The 20815-nt window shown below is 69.9% G+C and carries 15 protein-coding genes; 3 read left to right on the top strand and 12 right to left on the bottom strand.

Features of this window, described 5'->3' with window-relative positions:
* The first annotated feature begins 154 nt into the window (after nt 1-154).
* Complete coding sequence (locus KDH83_RS11255; protein ID WP_212315541.1) at nt 155-790, top strand: DUF2625 domain-containing protein; 636 nt, start codon at nt 155-157, stop codon at nt 788-790.
* A gap of 41 nt (nt 791-831) precedes the next feature.
* Here KDH83_RS11255 and KDH83_RS11250 read toward each other — a convergent pair whose 3' ends face one another.
* The 7 genes from KDH83_RS11250 to KDH83_RS11220 form a co-directional block, all read right to left on the bottom strand.
* Complete coding sequence (locus KDH83_RS11250; RefSeq protein ID WP_212315538.1) at nt 832-2364, bottom strand: hypothetical protein; 1533 nt, start codon at nt 2362-2364, stop codon at nt 832-834.
* Between the two features lie 189 nt (nt 2365-2553).
* Nucleotides 2554-3372: an ATP-binding cassette domain-containing protein gene (locus KDH83_RS11245; protein ID WP_212315536.1), complete on the bottom strand. Its 819-nt coding sequence runs from the start codon at nt 3370-3372 to the stop codon at nt 2554-2556.
* A complete protein-coding gene (locus tag KDH83_RS11240) occupies nt 3369-4226 on the bottom strand; it encodes an ABC transporter ATP-binding protein (protein WP_212315534.1) in 858 nt (285 codons plus the stop codon). Before KDH83_RS11240 ends, KDH83_RS11245 begins: the two co-directional genes overlap by 4 nt.
* Complete coding sequence (locus KDH83_RS11235) at nt 4223-5086, bottom strand: ABC transporter permease (RefSeq protein WP_249205024.1); 864 nt, start codon at nt 5084-5086, stop codon at nt 4223-4225. Before KDH83_RS11235 ends, KDH83_RS11240 begins: the two co-directional genes overlap by 4 nt.
* Nucleotides 5083-6039, bottom strand: a complete 957-nt coding sequence (locus tag KDH83_RS11230) for an ABC transporter permease (RefSeq protein ID WP_212315532.1) — start codon at nt 6037-6039, stop codon at nt 5083-5085. The genes KDH83_RS11235 and KDH83_RS11230 overlap by 4 nt, the downstream gene beginning before the upstream one ends.
* Before the next feature lie 10 nt (nt 6040-6049).
* Nucleotides 6050-7603 carry an ABC transporter substrate-binding protein gene (locus KDH83_RS11225; RefSeq protein WP_212315530.1) on the bottom strand — a complete coding sequence of 518 codons (1554 nt, stop codon included), beginning with the start codon at nt 7601-7603 and terminating at the stop codon, nt 6050-6052.
* 46 nt (nt 7604-7649) lie between these two features.
* On the bottom strand, nt 7650-8855 hold the full coding sequence (locus KDH83_RS11220; protein WP_212315528.1) for an aminotransferase class V-fold PLP-dependent enzyme: 1206 nt from the start codon (nt 8853-8855) through the stop codon (nt 7650-7652).
* A 201-nt stretch (nt 8856-9056) separates the two neighbouring features.
* Between KDH83_RS11220 and KDH83_RS11215 the strand changes: the two genes are divergently transcribed.
* Complete coding sequence (locus KDH83_RS11215) at nt 9057-9992, top strand: LysR family transcriptional regulator (RefSeq protein ID WP_212315526.1); 936 nt, start codon at nt 9057-9059, stop codon at nt 9990-9992.
* Nucleotides 9993-10323: 331 nt separating this feature from the next.
* Entirely contained in the window at nt 10324-15681 is a 5358-nt protein-coding gene (locus KDH83_RS11210; RefSeq protein ID WP_212315523.1) for an autotransporter domain-containing protein, read from the top strand.
* Nucleotides 15682-15754: 73 nt separating this feature from the next.
* Here the strand turns inward: KDH83_RS11210 and KDH83_RS11205 are convergent, their stop codons facing one another.
* The 5 genes from KDH83_RS11205 to KDH83_RS11185 are packed head-to-tail and all read right to left on the bottom strand — an operon-like array spanning nt 15755 to nt 20807.
* Nucleotides 15755-16828: an alpha/beta hydrolase gene (locus tag KDH83_RS11205; RefSeq protein WP_212315521.1), complete on the bottom strand. Its 1074-nt coding sequence runs from the start codon at nt 16826-16828 to the stop codon at nt 15755-15757.
* 13 nt (nt 16829-16841) lie between these two features.
* Nucleotides 16842-18491: a bifunctional 3-(3-hydroxy-phenyl)propionate/3-hydroxycinnamic acid hydroxylase gene (locus KDH83_RS11200; RefSeq protein ID WP_212315519.1), complete on the bottom strand. Its 1650-nt coding sequence runs from the start codon at nt 18489-18491 to the stop codon at nt 16842-16844.
* 56 nt (nt 18492-18547) lie between these two features.
* Nucleotides 18548-19609 carry a maleylacetate reductase gene (locus KDH83_RS11195; protein WP_212315517.1) on the bottom strand — a complete coding sequence of 354 codons (1062 nt, stop codon included), beginning with the start codon at nt 19607-19609 and terminating at the stop codon, nt 18548-18550.
* Between the two features lie 11 nt (nt 19610-19620).
* Complete coding sequence (locus KDH83_RS11190) at nt 19621-19923, bottom strand: Dabb family protein (protein ID WP_212315510.1); 303 nt, start codon at nt 19921-19923, stop codon at nt 19621-19623.
* Complete coding sequence (locus KDH83_RS11185; protein ID WP_212315508.1) at nt 19920-20807, bottom strand: intradiol ring-cleavage dioxygenase; 888 nt, start codon at nt 20805-20807, stop codon at nt 19920-19922. The genes KDH83_RS11190 and KDH83_RS11185 overlap by 4 nt, the downstream gene beginning before the upstream one ends.
* Nucleotides 20808-20815 lie beyond the last annotated feature (8 nt).

The raw sequence follows: 20815 nt of genomic DNA, 5'->3' as shown, positions 1-20815 counted from the left end.
GGCGTGGCCGCCGCGCTGGGCCTGTACTGGTTCGTGACGCGCACGCGCGCCGGGGCCCCGCTCCCCGCCCGCGCCCCCAACCCCCCCCCCCCCGCCGGTCTTGCGCCCCTGCCCCGCAAGCCACCGCGCCCACACGGCAAGCCCGCGTCCATCGATGAAACCCCTGCACGAACTGATCAACCACGAAGAATCCGCCCTGCCGCTGGTGCAGTCCTGGGCCGCCGGGGCGAAAACAGCCTGCGAGGTGCTACCGCCGTCCGAACGTTGCGGCGACGTGCTGCACCGCCTGCAGGTCACCACCCGCTCGCCCATGGGCGCGGTCGCCCACGGCACCGGCGGCCTGCTCATCGATGGCGGCTGGCTGCGCGTGCTGGGATCGGGACACCCCCGGCTCACGCGCGACATCGCCGCTTGGAACTCAGGCCGCTCGAACGGCTTCCTGCTGATCGCCGACGATGCCGTCGGCGGCTTCTTCGCCATCAATGGCGGCGGCCTGGGCGCGGACGCGGGCGCCCTGTACTACTGGGCGCCCGACACCCTGGAATGGGAACCGCTGGAACTGAGCTATACCGACTTCCTGCGCTGGGCGCTGGGCGGCGGACTGGAGGAGTTCTACGAAGGGCTGCGCTGGCCCGGCTGGCAGGCCGATACGCAGGCCCTGGCGGGGGACCAGGGCTTCAGCTTCTATCCGTTCCTGTGGACGCGCGAAGGCTCGCCGTCAACCAGCTCGCGCAAGGCGGTGGATGTGGCGGAGCGGTATGCCATGAATGCGGGGCAGGCCGGCGGGTGAGACCGGCCGGCCTGCGGAAAGGGCCTTGCACCCCTTCCTGATTACGCCGCCTTGGCGTCCTTCGTCCCCTTGGACGAGTCCGCCTGGCCCTTGCGCTGCGCCTCGCTCTGCGCGGCGAGCAGTTCCGACATCAGGCTCTTCGTCTGCGACGTCACCGTGGGCAGCGTGTCGTCGCTGACCAGCTTGCCCTTCACGTAGGTCTTGACGCGGGTGGACAGGACGCTGGATTCCGTGCGGTTGGCCTGGCTCAGGTTGCCCAGGCGGTCATAGGCCAGGTCGGTCTTGCTGTTCTCCACATCCTCGATCAGGAAATACCGGTAATTCTGCGTCTCCGGATCCAGCGTCAGGTTCAGATCCTTCACGCCCGGCAGCGGCTTGTGGAAGCTGGCGACCAGGTTGGTCTCGCTTTCCTGCGACACATTCACGCCCAGGCCATGCACACCGCTGATGCTGGTGCGTTGCGTGGCCAGGAAGGAGAAACTGTCCTGCTCGCCCGTCCGGTAGGGATTGCTCGCCACCGGGCCCTGCGTGATCGAGGCCGAGAAGTCCGCCATGCCCGACAGCGCGCCGCGATGCGCCAGGGGCACCGCGTCCTTGCTCTTGCCGATGAGGCTCAGCGGCGACGGCGCGGCCGTCTCGTAGCTCTGATGCAGGGCCGAGAACGCTTCCTTGAAGAAGGACATCAGGGTCTGGTCGCCCTCGCCGCGGCTGCGGGCGGCGTCGAATTTCTGCAGATAGCTGGCGACCGCGGCGTCGCGCTGCTGCGCGCTGCCGATCACCGTGGGCTGGCTGGCGTCCACGTTCACCGTGACCACGCCGGTGGCGTTCTTGATCGTCAAGGAACGCTGCGCGGCGTCGGCCTGGAAGCTGATCGAGGCCATGCCCGAATCGCGGGTGGCGATGGAGGTCTCCAGCGACACCGAGGCCAGCAGCTTGGTATCGAACTTGGCCAGGCCGGCGACGGCCAGGCGCGGCGGGACCGAGCCCAGGCCGTCGACCGCGTCCTGGAAGGACTTGGCCAGGCCGGCGATGGCCTGGCGCTCGTCTTCCGACAGCTCGCCCTCGCTGACGCCGATGTCCACGGCGATGCCGTCGGCGCTGGCGCCCAGCTTCACGTCGACCTGCGTGCCGCTGGCGGTCATGATGCGCAGCGACACGCCAGTGCCCGGCGCGCCGCGCAGCTGGCTGCTCAGGGCGGACGCCGACACGCCTTCGGTCGCGGCGGACGGCAGGATCAGGGATTGCGAGTAGCTGCCGCCTTCCGTGCGGAAGCGGCTCAGCACGGCGTCGGCCAGCCCGTTGAAACGGCTGCTGACCGAATTGCGGGCATTGGTCGCCATCGCCGCGGAGATCGCGTCGTTGGCTTCGCGCTGCCAGATGGCGCCGGACGGGGCCATCTCCGCGATGCTGTCGCGGGTATAGGTCAGCGGCTCCTGCTTGCCGCCCAGCGTCACCGTGGTGGACGGCTGCGGCGGATCGACCGGCTGGTTGGCCATTCTCACGCGCGACAGCGCCGGCGACGGCGTCTGGGGCGCGATGACCATGGGCAGGGAGCTCGAGGAAATCGTAGTCATGTCGACAATTCCGGCAAGCCAGGGGGCCAGGGTTGCCCGCTGCCGCCTCCGGAGGCCTCTCGCCTGCTAACGGCAGGCCGGAACCAGAACTTAAGCCCGCGCCGCCGACCCCCCCCCTTTTTTTGATCCCCCTTTCTAGCCCCCCCCCAGCCCACTGCCTGCCGGGAAGACGGCGCCAGCGCGCGCGCGTCAGCCCCGCCGCAGGCGCCTGCGCGCCGGGTCCGGCCGGGGCACGGCGGCGATCAGCTGCCGCGTATAGGCCTGCGCGGGGCTCTCGAAGATCTGGTCGCAGTCGCCTTCCTCGACGATTTCGCCGGCGGCCATGACGGCCACCCGGTCGGCGAAATGCCGCACCACGCCCAGGTCATGCGAAATGAACAGATAGGTCAGGCCATGCTCGGCCTGCAGGTCGGCCAGCAGGTCCAGCACCTGGGCCTTGACCGACACGTCCAGCGCCGACACGGCCTCGTCGGCCACGATGAAGCGCGGCTCCAGCGCCAGCGCGCGCGCGATGGCGATGCGCTGGCGCTGACCGCCGGAAAACTGGTGCGGATAGCGCCGCGCGTGGTCCGGCTGCAGGCCGACCCGCGACAGCAGCGCCAGCATGCGCGCCTGGCGTTCCTCGGCGCCGCACAACTTGTGGATGACCATGCCGTCCATGATGGCGTCGCCTACCGTGCGGCGCGGGTTCAGGCTGGAATAGGGATCCTGGAAGATGGTCTGCACCTGGCGGCGGAACGCCAGCAGCGCGACGCCGGACAGGCGCTGCACGTCATGGCCGGCCAGCTCGACGCTGCCGGAGGTGGGTCGCAGCAGGCCGGCGATGCAGCGGCCCAGCGTGCTCTTGCCCGAGCCCGATTCGCCGACCAGCGCCAAGGTGGCGCCGCGTTCGATCGACAGGTTGACGCCGCGCACGGCCTGCAGCACGCGCGTCGGCCGGCCCAGCAGGTTGCGGGCCAGCACGAATTCCTTGGATATCGCGTCCGCGCGCAGGATGGCGTCGCTCATCGGGCAGCCTCCGCGCCTGTCCCGCGTCCCAGCCGCCGCGCCGGATCGCGCGGCGCATCCACATCGGGCACGGCCGCGAGCAGGGCCTGCGTATAGGGGTCGCGCGGCTGCGCGAAGATTTGCCCGACCGCGCCCTCCTCCACGATCCGGCCCGCCTGCATCACCACCACGCGGTCGGCGATCTCGGCCACCACGCCCAGGTCGTGCGTGATGAACAACACCGCCGCGCCGCTCTGCGCCTGCAGGGTGAACAACAATTCCAGCACCTGCGCCTGCACGGTCACGTCCAGCGCGGTGGTGGGTTCGTCGGCGATGATGAGCCTGGGCGTCAGCGCGCAGGCGATGGCGATCATCACCCGCTGGCGCATGCCGCCGGACAACTCATGCGGATAGGCTCGGGCGCGCTGCGCCGGCTCGCGGATGCCGACGCGTTCCATCAGTTCCACCGCGCGGTCCCAGGCCTGGCGGCGGCCGATGCGCTCGTGGATCAGGAAGACCTCGGCGATCTGCGCGCCCACCGTGCGCCCGGGGTTGAGCGCCGTCATCGGCTCCTGGAACACCATGGCGATGTCCCTGCCCCGCAACGCGTCACGCTCGCTCTCCGTGGCGCGCAGCAGGTCGCGGCCATCGAAGCGCAGTTCGTCGGCGCTGACGCGGCCGGGAGGATCGATCAGTCCCATCAGCGAAAAGCCGGTGACCGATTTGCCCGAGCCGGACTCGCCGACCAGGCACACGACCTCGCCGCGCCGCACGCTCAGGTCCACGCCCCGCACCGCGTGCACGGGACCGTCGCGGCCATCGAAACTGACGGCCAGGTTGCGCACGGTCAGCAGCTTGTCGGCGTCGTGGCTCATCGCCGCAGCTCCGGATTGAGCGCGTCCTGCAGCCAGTCGCCCAGCACGTTGACGGCCAGCACCGTGAAGAACAGCGCCAGCGCCGGCACCAGCACGGGCCAGGGATTGGTGTAGAGATAGTCCTTCAGCGAGCCCACCATCTGGCCCCAGGATGGCACCGGCGGGCGCACGCCCAGGCCCAGGAAGCTCAGCCCGGCCTCCAGCAGCATGGCGAAGGAAAACGTGAACGAGGCCTGCACCGCGATGATGGAGCGCATGTTGGGCAGCACCTCGTGCCAGATGATCCAGCCCGGCCCCGCGCCCAGCGAGCGCGCCGCCTGCACATGCTCGCGCTCGCGGATGCCGCGCGCCACGCCCCAGGCCACGCGCGCGAACTGCGGCGCGTACAGGATGCCGATGGTGGCGACCAGGGTCGGCAGGTTGCCGCCGATGAAGGCCAGCACCACCAGCGCGACGAAGATCTCGGGCAGCGACACGAACACGTCCACCACGCGGATGGCGGCGGCCCCGGCGCGGCGGCCCAGGAAGGCCACGCCCACGCCGATGGCCACGCCCAGCACGCCGGCCAGCGCCACGGCGGCGGCAGCCACCGTCAGCGACACGCGCGCGCCATGCACGGCGCGCGACAGCAGGTCGCGGCCCAGCTCGTCGGTGCCCAGCCAATGTTTCCAGGTGGGCGAGGACAGCAGATTGGCCGCATCGATCTGGTACGGATCCTGCAGGCCCAGCATGGGACCGAAGGCGGCGGCCAGCGCCACCAGCAGCAGGAAGGCCGCCGCCAGCCAGGCCGGCAGCGCGGCGGACAAAAAACGCGGCGGACGGCGCACAGCGGTGTCAGCAGAAACGGGACGGGCGCTCATGCCGGCGGCCTGCGGATGCGGGGATCGACCAGCCCCTGGGCCAGGTCGATGGCCAGGCTGATCAGGATGAAGATGGCGAAGATGGCCAGCAGGCTGCCCTGGATGACAGGGTAGTCGCGCGCGAAGGCCGCGCTGACCAGCAGCGAGCTCAGGCCGGGCCAGTCGAACAGCGCCTCGATGATGACGGTGCCGCCCAGCAGGTTGCCGGCGCGAATGCCGACGATGGCGATCACCGGCACCAGCGCGTTGGGCAGCGCGTGCCGCAGGATGGCGCGGCCGCGCGTCAGGCCCTTGGCGCGCGCCAGCTTCACGTAGTCCTTGCCCATCACGTCGCTCAGGCTGGCGCGCGTCATGCGCGCGACCACGCCCATGAAGTTCAGGCCAATGGTCATGGCCGGCAGGATCAGCGACAGGCAATGCTGCAGCGGATCGTCGGCGAACGCGACGAAGCCCGAGGACGGCAGCCAGCCCAGCCCCAGGCTGAACACCAGCACCAGCAGGATGCCCAGCACGAATACCGGCGCCGAGAATCCCGCCACCGCCAGCATGCCGGCCGCCATGCCGGCCAGCCGGCCGCGCGCCCGCGCGGCGATCACGCCCAGCGGCACGCCCAGCGCCACGGCGGCCAGCAGGCCGACGCCGATCAGTTCCAGGCTGCGCGGAATGCGCCGGGCCAGCTCGTCGGCCACCGGTTCGCCGGTACGCAGCGAGACGCCCAGGTCGCCGTGCGCCAGCGCGCCGATCCAGCGCGCGAACTGCGCGCCCAGCGGCTGGTCCAGCCCCAGCTGCGCGCGCACTTTGGAGACCGCCAGCGGATCGCTGCCGGCCTGCTCGCCCAGCATGATGGCGACGGGATCGCCCGGCAGCAGATGGATGGCGATGAACACCACCCCGGTCGCCAGGGCCAGGGTGATGAAGGCCGAGGTCAGCCGCCGGGCCAGGAAAGGCAGCATCCCTGGCCGCTCAATCCAGCCACATGGTGGGCAGGGAAATGCCCGGGCTGCTTTCGCTCAGCGCGCCGCCCAGCTGCGTGTAGCCGTGCACCTTGCGCAGATAGGCCTGCGCCTGCTCGCGCCAGTTCACGAACAGCCAGGGGCTGGTTTCCAGGATGCGTTTTTCAGCCTCGTGGTAAATCGGCTGGCGCGCCTTGACGTCGGTCTGGGCGCGGCCGGCGGCCAGCAGCTTTTCCAGCTCGGCGTCGCGGTAGCCAACGGGCTTGGCCCAGTAGCTGGAATCGCCGCCCAGGTAATAGGCGTAGGCATCCGGATCCGGCAGCTTGACCGACACGCCGTAGATCATCGATTCATAGTCGCCGCGGTTCTTGCGCTCGACCAGCGTGGCCCATTCCACCGGCTCCAGCTTCAGGTTGATGCCGGCTTCCTTGAGGTTGGCCTGGATCACCTGCGCCATCGTGGTGTAGATGCCCAGGCCCTGGAACACCACCATGCTGGCGTCCACACCGTTGGGGTGGCCGGCCTCGGCCAGCAGCGCGCGGGCGCGCGCCAGGTCGCGCTTGTAGGTGCCGTCCAGGTCCTTGTTGTAGTAAGGCGAATCGGCCGTCGTCGGCGCGCCATAGATGGGCTGGCCGTGGCCGAAGAAAGCGGCCTTGGACACGGCCTCGCGGTCGATGGCGTAGGACACGGCGCGGCGCACGCGCGCATCGTCAAACGGCTTCTTGGCGGTGTTGAACCAGACGCTCATGAAGGCGCCGCCGGCCATGTCCACCTTCATGCCGGCATTGCGGCGCAGCGCGTCGATGTCCTTCCAGGGCACGAAGTCGATCATGTCCAGCGACTGGCTGCGCAGCGCGTTCACGCGCGCATCGTCGCTCTTGATCATGCGGAAGTCCACGCCGTCCAGATAGGGCTGGGCTTCGACGAAATAGGCGGGATTGCGAACCAGGCTGGCGCGCACGGCGGGCTCGTAGCTCTTGAGCACGAAGGGGCCGGTGCCGTTGGCGCTGAGCTTCAGGTTGGCGCCGCTTTCCACCCACTTGCGCGACACGATGGCCGCCTCGGGCATGGCCAGCACGGCCAGCAGGGTCGCGTCCGGCGAGGGCTTCTCGACCTTGATCGTGGTCGCGTCGACCACCGTGACCGTGGCGCCCTGCAGGTTCGAGCGCAGCGTGGCGCCGGCGGCGGGATCCAGGATGCGGTCGAGCGAGAACTTCACGTCGTCGGCCGTGACCGGCGTGCCGTCATGGAACTTCGCGCCGGCGCGCAGATGGAAGACGATGCTGCGGGCGTCGGGCTGCTCCCAGCTTTGCGCCAGGCGCGGCACCACGGCGCCGGTCTTGTCGTAGCCGACCAGCGGGCTGTACAGCGCCTCGATCAGCACCTTCCAGGCATTGCCGCCATAGACGTGCGGATCCAGCGACACGATCTCGGACACGGTGCCGTAGCGCAGCGTGCCTCCCTTCTTCGGCGCGCCGGCGGCGTGGGCGCCGCTGGAAACCGCCACCAACGCGCTCACGCCCAGGCCCAGCGCCAGGCGGCGCATCGTATGCAACATCGTCATCACATTCCTCTCGCTCTGATAGGTCCGCCGGCACACGGCCCGGCCGTCAGGACGGCAAGGCTTCGACCAGGCGGTCGATTTCACTGGTGTCGTTGTAGTACGTGGGCGAGATGCGCAGATTGCCGCCGCGCACCGCCAGGTCCACCCCGGCGTTGCGCAGGCGGACGGCGATTTCCTGCGCGTCATAGCCGGCATGCTTGAACGACAGGTTCCCCGAGGCCTCGCCCTGCGCCCGCGAGCTGACGATTTGCCAGCCCTTGCGTTGCAGCGCGGCGCCAGCATAGCCTGTCAGCTCCAGAATGTGCGATTCGATGCTCTTGGGCGTCAGCGCCAGCTGGATGCGGACGGCGGCGTCCAGGCCCCAGATGCCGGTGAAATTCGCCAGCGCCTCCTCGAAACGGCCCGCGTTCTGGCGGTATTCGAGCAGGTAGTGCATGTGGTCTTCGGTGCTGTCAACGCTGTGATAGCCCACGTTGGGCGGGTCCAGCAGGCCCAGCACGCTCTTGCGGCAATAGAAGAAACCGGTGCCCACCGGCGCCAGCATCCATTTGTGGCCGCCGACCGACAGGAAGTGGATGCCCAGCTTTTCCACGTTCAGCTGCAAGGCGCCGGCCCACTGGATCGCGTCCAGGTTCAGGTACACGCCGCGCTCGTTGCACAGATTGGAGGTGGCCTCCAGGTCGTGGCGGAAACCGTTGGAGAACTGCACGGCGCTCAGCGACACCAGCCGCGTGCGGTCGTCCATGAGCTTGCGGATGTCGTCCACCAGGATGCGGCCGTTGCGGTTCTTGACCCAGCGGATGGTGACGCCGCGCGCCGCCAGCTTCATCCAGCAGTACACGTTGGACGGGTACTCGATGTCGGGCAGGATCAGGTTGTCGCCGTCGCGCCAGGGAAAGCCGTTGGCGACGTTGATCAGGCCCTCGGTGGTGTTCTTGACGAAGGCGATCTCGTCGCGGTGCGCGCCGATCAGGCGGCCGATGCGGGCCTTGATGGTCTCGTCGGCGTAGCGGCACCATTCGGGATAGGAATTGCGTCCATGGTCGCGCACGTCTTCCATGTACCGGTTCACCGCGGCCACCACCGGCAGGCTCAGGGCGCCGATGGACGCGTTGTTCAGGTACGCGCGCTTGTGCTTGATGGGGAACGCCAGGCCGATATTGCTCCAGTCCAGCAGTTCGATGCCGTTGCGTTCATCGGGAAACAACGCCGCGGGGCTGCCCACGGATACCTCTTTCTCTAGGATATTCACGCCGCGCCTCTTTCATCGAAATCATCGAAAGTTGAGGCGATCCTAAGATTGTGTGAATTCATGCGTCAATTGCGTTCGGAGTATTGATTCATGCGCTTTTGTAATGGATGATCCTCGCGCTGGCGCCTGGCCCAATGCGGGCAAGGCTTTGCGCTTTTTTGCGTTCGCGCCTGATTCACACCTTATTTCGGGTTAACCCCTATGCGAATGAACCGCCTGCAAGCCCTGCGCGCCGTGATGGAGACCGGCAGCGTGACCGAAGCCTCACGGCGCATCCACCGCACCCAGCCTCAGATCAGCCGGCTGATCTCGGCGCTGGAAGCGGAAGTCGGCTTCACGCTGTTCCTGCGCCAGGGCCGCGGCCTGATTCCCACCCACGAATGCCTGCGCTTCTATGAAGGCACGCGCCATATCCTGGCGGGCTTCGAAGAGGTGTCGCGCATCGCCAGCAGCATCCGCAACCAGCAGGATGCCTGGCTGCGCATCCTGACGCAGCCCTATCTGGCGTACAGCGTCACGCCCGCCGCCATCGCCGAGTTCTCGCGCCTGCATCCGCGCGTGAAGGTATCGCTGGAAGTTCGTTCGCGCGTGGAGGTCGGCCTGTGGATGTCCGACCAGCAGTTCGACCTGGGACTGGCGGCGCTGCCCATCGATTTTCCCGGCATCCGCTCGCGCAGCTTCGCCGACGTGCGGCTGGTCATCGCCATGCCCGAACACCACCGGCTGGCGGCCAAGTCCGTGGTCACGGTGGACGACATCAAGGACGAACCCTTCATCGCGCTGCGCCCTTACACGCTGCTGCGCAAGCACATCGACGACCTGATGGAGCAGCGCCGCCTGCCGCTGCACATGGTGATGGAAACCTCGTCCGGCCAGTCGGCCTGCCAGCTGGCCGCGCTGGGCGTGGGCGTGGCGCTGGCCGACCCCGTGCTGGCCGCCAACGTGCCCGGCATCGTGCTGCGCGACTTCGAGCCCAAGCTGACCCTGCCCTACGGCTTCCTGCTGCCCAACGCCTATGCGCCATCGGAACAGGCGCGCGAGTTCGCCCGGATCTTCGTGCGGCTGGTGAAGGAGACCGCGCCCCAGCGGGTAGAACTGGGCGAATGCAGCCTGGATGGCGACGCGCTGCTGCCCTGAAGCGAGCGCCGAAGCGCGGACCTGTCGATGATCGCCTGTCTCCCGCCAACAACACGCGGCTCGCGCGGGATGAATCTGGCGGCGCCGCCGATCGCGGCCTTTGCCGGCGATTTTCCTGGCATTTTCTTGTTACATCCGTCTATCGCACGGCAATCCGCTCACGCCCGCCCAGGCTTGAAGATCCTACGAAAGAATTCGTCAGAATCATCCTTAATCCGCTAATTACAATTTTTTAATAATTCTTTCGAACTGCCGTCAACCGAGCAGGCGAATGGCCGGCGTCCCATTCCGGAGGCGCGGCCGGACATTATTAAAAAATAAGGAGCGGGCCTTGAATCACATATACCGGCTGGTATGGAACAACGCTGTGCGTGCCTGGCAGCCCGTTTCCGAATTCGCCGCGCAGGCGCGCGGCGGCCGCGCGTCCGCCGGGCTGTGCGCCCCGATGCGCTGGCCACGCCATGCGCTGGCCGTGGCGCTGGCGCTGGGCCTGTCCGGCTGGAGCGGGATGGCGGCGGCGCAGAACTGCCGCCCTGACAGCGTCCCCTACGCCATCATCTGCGACAGCACAGCCAGCCCGATGCAGCCGACCTACAACAGCACCGGCAACGACACCACGATCACCGTGACGTCCACCGGCAGCCTGGGCGTCCTCGTGGCCACGGGCGGAACCGCCCTGACCGTTCAGGGCCGCAATACGTCAGTGGACAACGCCGGCAAGATCGACGCCCTCCTGCTCGGCCCGGTCTTGCCCGCTGCGTCCAGCGGCATCGTCTTCACATCGGCCATCGAAAGCAGGCAGAACATCGGCAACCGGGCGAACGGCCTCATCCGCGGCGCCATCGGCCTCTACAGCGCGACCATGCCCGATCTGGCGGGCCTGGCGATCGCGGTGCGCAACGCCCCGCTCGGCGTCACCACCATCTCGAACCAGAAGGACGGCCTGATCAGCGCCGGCATCATCGCCGGCGTCACGCGGGGCGCCTTCGACGCGCCCGTCATCGCCGCCTATGGCGGCGGCCAGGTGCAGGTCACCAACTACGGCACGATCGTCGGCCGGATCGCCCTGGAAGCGCCGAGCGGGTCCAACACCCCAGGCAACACTTTCACCAACGCCGGCAACATCCAGGGCAGTCTCTCGATGGGCGCGGGCGGCAACAACGTGTTCAAGGCATTGCCCAACTCCAGCGTGACGGGTGCCAGCGGCAACGGCGATCAGCTCGTCGCCGGCCAGTCCGGCCTGCGCTTCGTCCGCCCCGGCAGGGTCGACGGCGGCGGCGCCGGCAGCACGCTGGTCCTTGACGATCCGGCGCAAAACGGCATCAGCACCAACATCTCGGGCTGGACCTACGTCAACTTCGGCAAGCTGACCGTCAACGACGGCAACTGGCGCCTGGCGGACGCTCCGCTGACCACATCGGGCGGCGACGTCACGCTCAAGGGCGGCGTCGTCACCGTCGACGACAGCGGCGTGCTCGGCACCGGTGTCATCAACGCGCAAGGCGGCCGTATCGCCTCGTCCGTTTTCCGCTCGACACTGACCAACGACATCGTGCTGGGCGCCGGCGGCCTGACGACGAGCGACGCCAACCAGCTCGTCCTGTCCGGCAAGCTGTCCGGCACCGGCGGCCTGACCCTCGCGGGCACCGGCCAGGTCACGCTGGGGGGCGCCAACGACTACAGCGGCGGCACCACCGTCCAGACCGACGCCACCTTGCTGGGCGACAGCGGCAGCCTGCAAGGCAACATTCACAACAACGGCCAGCTATTCTTCATGCAGTCCAGCGCCGGCACCTATGGCGGTGTCCTGTCCGGCACAGGCACCGTGAACAAGAACGGCGCGGGCACGCTGACGCTGACCGGCGCGAACACGACAACCGGCACCTTCAGCGTCGGCGGCGGCACGCTGGCCATCGGCGCCGGCGGCAGCCTGTCCAGCAACGCCACGGTGTGGCTGGGGGCCAACACCGCCTTCGACCTGAGCGCCGCCGGCGACCAGAGCATCGGCGGGCTGAGCGGCACGGGCAACGTCACGCTGGGCGGCAGCGCGCTGACCCTGGCCGGCAACGCCTCGCGCACCTACGGCGGCGTCATCTCCGGCACCGGCACCCTGACCAAGACGGGCACCGGCACACAGACCCTGGACGCCGCCAACGTCATCGCCGGCGGAGTCGTCATCAATGGCGGCACGCTCAAGCTGGGCACGAACGGCAGCCTGGCCCCCAATGCCAAGGTCACCGTCAACACGGGCGGCGTCTTCGACGTGTCCAGCGCCCAATACCAAACCCTGTCCTCCCTGTACGGCACCGGCGGCGAGGTCAAGCTGGGCGGCTTGCTCCTGACGCTCGAAAGCGGCAGCTTCGGCGGCACGATCTCGGGCAGCTCCGCCGGGCTGATGAAGACCGGCGCCGGCCTGTTTGAACTGAACGGCGCCGCTACCTACGACAACCAGACGATGGTCAACAGCGGCACGCTGATGGTCGGATCGACGTCGGCCTATTCCACCGCGCGCATCAGCGGCGACGTCTACGTGGCCAGCGGCGGCACGATCGGCGGCTTCGGCAAGGTCGATGGCAATGTGACCGTGGCCACCGGCGGGCATCTGACGCCGGGCGCGCCAGGAGGCGTATTCACCGTCGGCGCCCTCACGCTGGAGCAAGGCAGCACCGCGCACTTCAGCCTCGGCGCGCCCGGCGCCGACTTCGGCACGCCCGGCGCCGGCCACAGCGTCTCGGTCAAGGGCGACCTGACCCTGAGCGGCGTGCGCCTGGACATCCTGAACGGCGGCGGCTACGGCCCCGGCCTGTACCGGTTGTTCGACTACGACGGCACACTGACGACGGCCAATGGCGGACTGTTCACTTCCGTGGCAGGCCAGACCCTCCAGATACTGTCCGGAGCCAAGCAGATCAACCTGATCAACACCGTGGGCATCCCGCTGGCGTTCTGGAACGCCAACGGACTGGCCAGCCCGACCCAGATGGGCGGCGGCTCCGGCACCTGGTCGGCCACCGCGCCGACTTGGACCAACGCCAACGGCAGCGTGACCGGCCTGCGCTATCCCGCCGACGCCTTCTCGATCTTCGGCGGCGCCGCCGGCACCGTCACCATCGACAACACGGCCGGCGCGGTGCAGGCCCAGGGCATGCAGTTCGCCGGCGATGGCTACCACCTGAACGGCGACGCGCTGGAACTGGTCGCGCCCGGCGCGGGCCAGCTGAGCGAAATCCGCGTCGGCGACGGCGGCGCGACCTCCGCCGGCTGGACCACGATCATCGACAACGTGCTGAGCGGCAACGGCCTGAACAAGACCGGCGCCGGCACGCTGGTGCTCAATGGCGCCAACACCTACACCCAGGCCACGCGCCTGAGCGCAGGCACCCTGTCGGTCTCATCCGACGCGAACCTGGGCGCCGCCGCCAACGGCCTGGACTTCCAGGGCGGCACGCTGCGCGTGACCGGCACGGCCATGCAGGGCTCCGCCCGCAACATCACCTGGGGCGCGGCCGGCGGCGGCTTCGACATCGCCGACGCGGGCAACACCTATACCGTCACGCAGGCGCTGGCGGGCTCGGGCGGCCTGAACAAGCTGGGCGCGGGCACCCTGGTGCTGAACGGGAACAACGGCTACACCGGCGCCACCCGCGTCGCCGGCGGCACGCTGCAAGTCGGCGACGGCGGCACGGCCGGCGTCATCGCCGGCGATGCCGACATCCAGGCCGGCGCCACGCTGGCCTTCAAGCGCAGCGACAACCTGGTCTATGGCGGCGCGCTGTCCGGCGCGGGCCAGCTGCGCCAGCAAGGCACGGGCACGCTGACCCTGACCGGCAACAACAGCTACAGCGGCAACGCCAGCATCGACGCCGGCACGCTGCAGATCGGCGACGGCGGCACCACCGGCGGGCTGGCCGGCAACGTCGCCAACAACGGCACCCTGATCTTCAACCGCTCGGACGACGTCGCCTATGCCGGCTCGCTGTCCGGCTCGGGCGCGACCCGCAAGCTCGGCGCGGGCACCCTGACCCTGTCGGGCGACAGCAGCGCCTACACCGGCGCGGCCAGCGTCGTCGCGGGCACGCTGCAGGTGGACGGCAAGCTCGGCGGCAAGCTGCTGGCGGCCAGCGGCACCACGCTGTCCGGCACCGGCACGCTCAACAACGTGATCGTCGCCTCCGGCGCCACGCTGGCGCCCGGCAACGCCGCCACGCCCATGGGCACGATGACGCTGCGGGGCGATCTCATCTTCGCGCCGGGCTCGTCCTACCGCGTCGCGGCCTCCGCCGACGGCCAGCACAGCCGCGTGGACGCGGCCGGCCAGGCCACGCTGGCCGGATCCGTGCTGCACGTGGGCGCCAACGGCAACTACGCCCCGTCCACCACCTACACCATCCTGACCGCCGGCGGCGGCGTGCAAGGCCGCTTCGACACCGTGTCCAGCAACCTGGCCTTCCTCACCCCCACGCTGGCCTATGAAGGCCAGCGCGTGGACCTGGTGGTCAAGACCAAGGAAGTGCCCGGCGACAACGGCGGCAACCGCCCGATCGAGTTCGCCGACGCCGCGGGCACCGGCAACCAGCGCGCCGTCGCCCGCGCGCTGCAAAGCCTGCCCAAGGACAGCCCGCTGTACCGCCGCGTGCTGAACCTGCCGAACGGCGCGCCGGCCGGCGCCTTCGACGGCCTGAGCGGCGAAACCCACTCGACCTCGTCCACCATGCTGCAAGGCGCCGCCAACACCTTCGTGCAGCTGCCGATGACGCGCCTGCGCGCCAATCTGAACGCGGGCCTGCTGCCCGGCGTGCCCACCGCCCAGCTCGGCCTGGGCGACGCCGCCGCGCTGCCGCAAGCCGCCGCGCAGCCTCTGTGGGCGCAGGTCTTCGGCAACTGGGGCACCATGCGCGGCGACGGCAACGCCGCCAAGACCACGCAAACCGACAGCGGCATCACCATCGGCGGCGACCATGCCATCGGCGGCGGCTGGCGCCTGGGCGGCGCGCTGGGCTACACCAACAGCCGCAGCAGCACCGGCGACCGCGGCGCCAGCGCCAAGGCCGACAGCTACAGCCTGACGATCTACGGCGGCAAGGCCTTCGACGTCGGCTCGGCCAAGCTCAACTTCAGCCTGGGCACGGCCTACACCTGGCACGACATGTCGACCCGTCGCAACACCGACGCCGCCGGCCTGCCGCAGACGCTGGAAGCCAGCTACCACGGCAACACCGCCCAGGTCTTCACCGAGCTGGGCTACGCCATCCCGGTCACCGAGCGCGTCACGCTGGAGCCCTTCGTCGGCGCCGGCTACAGCAGCCTGCGCACCCGCGCCTTCACCGAGTCCGGCGGCGACGCCGCCCTGCGCGGCGACAGCAACCGCAACAACGTGGCCACCACCACGCTCGGCCTGCACGCGCGCAGCGCCTTCGAAAGCGCGGGCGCGCGCGGCCAGGTGCATGGCACGCTGGGCTGGCGCCATGCCTACGGCGACGTGAACCCGGCCAGCACCCTGTCCTTCGTGCAGGGCGGCGCCTCGTTCACGGCCAACGGCGTGCCGGTGGCGCGCGACGCGGCCCTGGTCGAGCTGGGCGTGAACATGGCCGTGAGCAAGCGCACCACGGTGGGCGTGAGCTACGGCGGCCAGTTCGGCGACGGCAACCGCCAGCACACCGGCACGCTGGACGTGCGTTACCGCTACTGATGGCGAAGCGGGGGCGGCCGCCGCACGCCGCCCCCGTGACCCGTCCGCCCGAGGCGGCACGGGCCGCCCGCCGTCAGTCCGCCGGCTTCAGGCAGTCGGCAAACCAGTCGCACACGAACGCGGTTCTTTCAGCCGCGTGGTTGTAGATCGTGTGCTCGCCATCGTCCCAGACCTTGAGCGTGGCCGACTCCGGCCGCGCCGCGTCCAGGAACGGCTGTTGATCCGACAACTGGATCAGCGGGTCCGCGCCGCCGTGTATCACCAGCAGCGGACAAGCGATGCGGTCGCGCCGCGCGTCAAAGCGCATGCGGACGAAGTTCGCGGCCACCGCGTCCAGGTCCGCGCTGCCCAGCATCGCGGCGGCCTGCTCGACGAAGGTGCGGAACGGCAGCAGCGAGGGCGCAGCCAGCGCGCCGTTCACGCAGCAGGCGGCGATGCGCGGATCCGAGGCCGCCGTGGACGCGGCCCACAGGCCGCCCACGCTGTTGCCCCAGATGCCGCCCCGGCCCAACGAGGGGGCGGCGGCGACGCGGTCGCCAAAGCCCCGGTGGGCCGCCGCCAGGTCCCCGCCCACAGGGATGCGCTGCCCCAGCCGGGTTTCGCCCTGGCCCGGCCCTTCGGCCAGCAGCGTGGCCAGCCCGCGCGCCGCGAGCTGGCGCGCGATCGGCCAATATGCCATGCCCCAACCGCTCTGCCCGCCGAACACGATGACCGTGCCGCGCGCGGGCCGCGCGGCGGGACGGACCAGCCAGCCGATCAGCTGCGCGCCGTTGAACGGCAGCTCGACCCGCTCGACGGGCAGTTCGGACAAACCGGCCAGACGCCGCGTGGCCGCGCTCAGGCGCGCATACAGCTGCCGCTTGCGCGGCGTGTCGTCGTTGAATGCCATCTGCGCGAACAGCAGGCAGGCGATCGCCTTTTCCTGCGCGTCGCGCGCGGTGACGCGATGCCCGGCCTGCTCGGCCTGGGCCGCGCGCGCGAACTGGGCCTCGGCCAGCGCCTCGGCCGCCGCGTCCCAGGGTTCGCCCCGCGCCGTCCGCGCATGCAATGCGATGGCGTCCGCATAGTCCATGCCGCAATCGAGCAGCCGGGTCACGGACATGGCCCGTTGCAGCGCCTGCGCGGCGGCGGAAATCTCGGTGCTCATGCTGGCTCCTTCCTCATGCCGCGCGGGCCTTGGCCGCCGACTGCGCCTGTCCATCCGCGCGCCAATGCAGCTGGCGGCGCAGCTCATCGACCAGCGCGCCCAGCTGGTCCAGCGCGGCGACCGATCCGAACACCGCGAAATCCGGCCGGCTGAGATAGGCCTGGATGCCGTGCGCGTCCAGGAACGCCTGCTGGTCGCCGTCCAGGTCGACGATCGCGTCGCGGCCGACGCCGTCTTCCGACAGCACCGCATAGCGGCACCCCAGCTGTTCCAGGAAGCGCTGCTGGCCTTCGTCCAGATAGCGCGCCGGGTGTTCGCGCGCGACCAGCTGGAAGCCGTAGCCGATCACCTCGTCCAGGCAACCTTCGGCCGCGCCCTGGCGCACCCGCCCCTGCGGCGCCGGCGCTCCCGTCGCCGCCGCGAGGCCGCCGTCGCGCCCGCGTCCCAGCACGCCATGCTCGATCCTCGGAAACGGCGGCATCGGCGGCACCTGGCCGGCGCGGAACGCCGCGTCGCGCTGGGCGACCTTGTCGAGATCGTCCTCGTTGACCACCTGCCCCAGGAACAGCGACATCTGCGTGATCGCGGTCACGTGCGGGCGACGCTCGGCCTCGTAGCTGTCCAGCAAGTCCTCGGACGCGCGCCCGCTCAGGACCAGGTCCAGTTTCCACGCCAGGTTGATGCCGTCGCGCATGCCGGAACAGGCGCCCTGCCCCATGTACGGCATCATGGTATGCGCCGCGTCGCCCGCCAGGAACACGCGCCCCTCGCGCCAGCGCTCGGCGATGCGCGTCTCGAAGGTGTAGACCACGTGGCGCAGCAGCTTCAGGTCGTCCGGCCCCAGGCCGTAGCGTTCATGCAGCCAGCGCCAGCCGGCGTCCTCCTGTTCCCAATCGGCCGTTTCCTCGCCCGGCAGCACGCGCAGCTCGAAACGGGTGCGCCGCGTGCCGATCGGCATGTGCATGTAGGCGCGCGCCGGATCGCAGTAGATCGTCGTGCGGGCGCAGGCCGGGCCCAGGTCGCGCTTGTTCTCGGAGTCCAGGTTGAGCCAGCGCTCGTTGTAGCCAAAGTCGCTGCGCTCGATCCCCAGCGTGCGGCGCACGAAGCTGTTGGCGCCGTCGGCGCCGATGAGGTAGCGCGCGCGGAAACCGCGCGGCTGGTCCGTCCATTGCTCGTCCTGCCCGCCGCTGCGGGGATGGGCGGACAGCTCCACCCCGTCCGCGTCCTGCTTCAGCGTGTCGACTTCCCAGCCGCGCAGCACCGTCACGTTGGGATAGCGCTTGGCGCGCGCCTCGACGGCATCCTCGATGTCGGGCTGGTAGATCGAGATATGCGCGGGATAGCCGCAGGCCCGGCCGGTCCAATTCAGCTCCAGCAGCAGATCGCCGGCGGCGTCGCGGTAGTGGTAGGAATCGACCGCCTTGGCGCTGCGCAGCGCCTGCTGGATCTCGCCGCTGGCCTGCACGATGCGCGCGGTCTCGCCGTCGATGTGCGTGAGCCGGGGCAGGCCGTAGGGCGTGGGCCAGCGCTCGATGACCACCACGCGGTATCCCGCCCGTCCCAGCATCGAGGCCGCGACCAGGCCGGTGGGGCCATATCCGACGACCGCCACGTCGTAATGTTCGGGCTCGCCGGCGCCGCGCGCCGCTTGTTCTGACGTCATTTCCGTCTCCTTGATTGTCTGTGTTGTTGTCTACCGCCGTAGGCGCGGGATCGTGTTCAGTAGTCGCGCGGCGGCGCCCCGTCGTAGGCGTCCTGCAGCAGCAGGCGCAGCGCGCCGCGCTCGATTGGGCGAGGGTTCCGGTACGGGTTGGCGACCGCGAGCTCGGCGGCGCGATCCAGGTCGGCGGCGCGCATGCCTATGTCGGCCAGCGACAGCGGCGCGCCCACGGCGCGCGCGAACGCGTGCATGCCGCGCGCCGCATCGTCGGCGCCGAGCGCGCGCGCGATCCGGCGCATCGCCTCGGGCGCGGCCGCCGCGTTGTAGGCCAGCGCGTGCGGCAGGACGATGGCATGGGTCTGCGCATGCGGCAGGTTGAAGCTGCCGCCCAGCGTGTGGCAGAGCTTGTGATGCAGCGCCATGCCCACATTGCCCAGCACCGTGCCGCAGAGCCAGGCGCCGTACAGCGCGTCGCCGCGCGCCTGCGGGTCGGCGGCGTCGCGCCGCAGGCCCGGCAGGCCGCGCGCCAGCGCGGCGATGCCCTCCTCGGCCATCAGGCTCGTCACCGGATTGGCGTCCGCCGCGTACAGGCCTTCGGCCGCATGGGCCATGGCGTTGATGCCGCTGGCCACCGACAGGTCCGGCGGCAGGCCCAGCGTCAGCAGCGGGTCGTACAGCACCGTCCTGGGCAGCACGCGCGGATCCGTGCCCGTGCGCTTCAGGCCGTTTTCGGTCACGCCGTAGATCGGCGTCATTTCGCTGCCCGCATAGGTGGTCGGGATGGCCAGGATGGGCAGGCTGCTTTCCAGCGCGATCGCCTTGCCCAGCCCGACCGTAGAGCCGCCGCCCACGGCGATGGCGCAGTCCGCGCCGCGCGAGCGGGCGAACTCGCGCGCATCGCGCGCCACGTCGATCGGCACGTGCATCGCGGCCCGGTCGTAGACGCCGACGGCGCGCGCGCCCAGCCGCCCGGCGACCGACTCGGCCACGGCGCGCTGCTCCGGCGTGCACAGCACCAGCGCGCGCCGCGCGCCCAGCGCCTGCACTTCGTCTTCCAGATGGCGCAGGCTGCCCGCGCCGAAGATCACGCGCGCGGGCCGCGCCTGATAGATGAATTCCATGATTCCCCCCGTCACGGCGTGACGTAGTCCACCTGATGGCGGGCGATACGCAGGCCCGCCAGTTCCTCGCGCACCCGCGCATGCGCCGGGTGCTCCGCATAGGCGCGCAGCGCCTCGTCCGAATCGAAGTCCGCGACCAGCACCAGGTCGCAGGCATAGTCGACGCCGCTGACATCCGCGCCGACCTCCACCCGCGACATGCCCGGAATGCGGCCGCGCAAACCCTCGAAGGCCGCCTGCACGCGCCGGCGCGCCGCGTCGCGCTCAGCGGCGCTGCGGCCCGCCACCTTCCACATCACCACATGCCGGATCATGCCGCCTGCCTGGTCGTCGGGTTCAGCACGAAGTCGTAGTCCAGCGTGTAGTACGGCGCGTCCAGGCGCGAGCCGTCCGGCGCCGCGCCCGCCGCATGGCGCACCCAGTCGGCGACCAGCGTCGAGCGCACGCCGAACACGGCATCGGATTCCAGATAGGGATCGCCGTCGCGAAACACGTGCGTGATCAGCGTTTCGTAGCCGGACGCCTGGATCATGAAATGCAGATGCGCGGGCCGCCACGGATGCCGGCCCAGCGCGGCCAGCAGCGCGCCGACGGGACCGTCGTGGGGAATCGGATAGGGTTCGGCCAGTATCGAGCGGAAGGCATAGCGACCGTCCGCGTCCGTGCGCAGCTTGCCGCGCGCGCGATGCGTGATGCTGCCATCGGCCGCCGGCGGCGACTGCACGTCATAGTGGCCGTCCTGATCCGCCTGCCAGACCTCCATCAGCGCATGGGCCACGGGCCTGCCTTCCACATCCAGCACCCGGCCGCGCACGAAGCAGGGCTCGCCACGGGCGCCGTTGGCGATGTCCGCATGGCATTCGTAGTCCGGGCTGCCCTCGACATAGAACGGCCCGAACACCGTGGCCTCGGTACAGCCGGCCGGCTTGGCGTGGTTCTGCGCCGTGACCAGCGTCGACAGGCCGAGCACGTCCGACAGCAGGATGAATTCCTGGCGCTTGTCGTCGGTGATGTGGCCCACGGCCGTCAGGAAGGCGATCGCGGCCTGCCATTCCGCTTCGGTCAGGCGGACCTCGCGGGCGAAGGAATGCAGATGCTGGACCAGGCTGGTGACGACGGTGCGCAACCGCTCTTCACCGCAGCCGCCCAGCGACGCGATCACGGCCTGCGTGATCGTGTCTTCGTTGAGATTGCGCATCAGGGTAG

The organism is Achromobacter sp. Marseille-Q0513 (assembly GCF_018195695.1).
Lineage (GTDB): Bacteria > Pseudomonadota > Gammaproteobacteria > Burkholderiales > Burkholderiaceae_B > Achromobacter.
The sequence above is the reverse complement of the archived record's forward strand: the minus strand, read 5'-3'. Positions and strand labels throughout refer to the sequence as shown.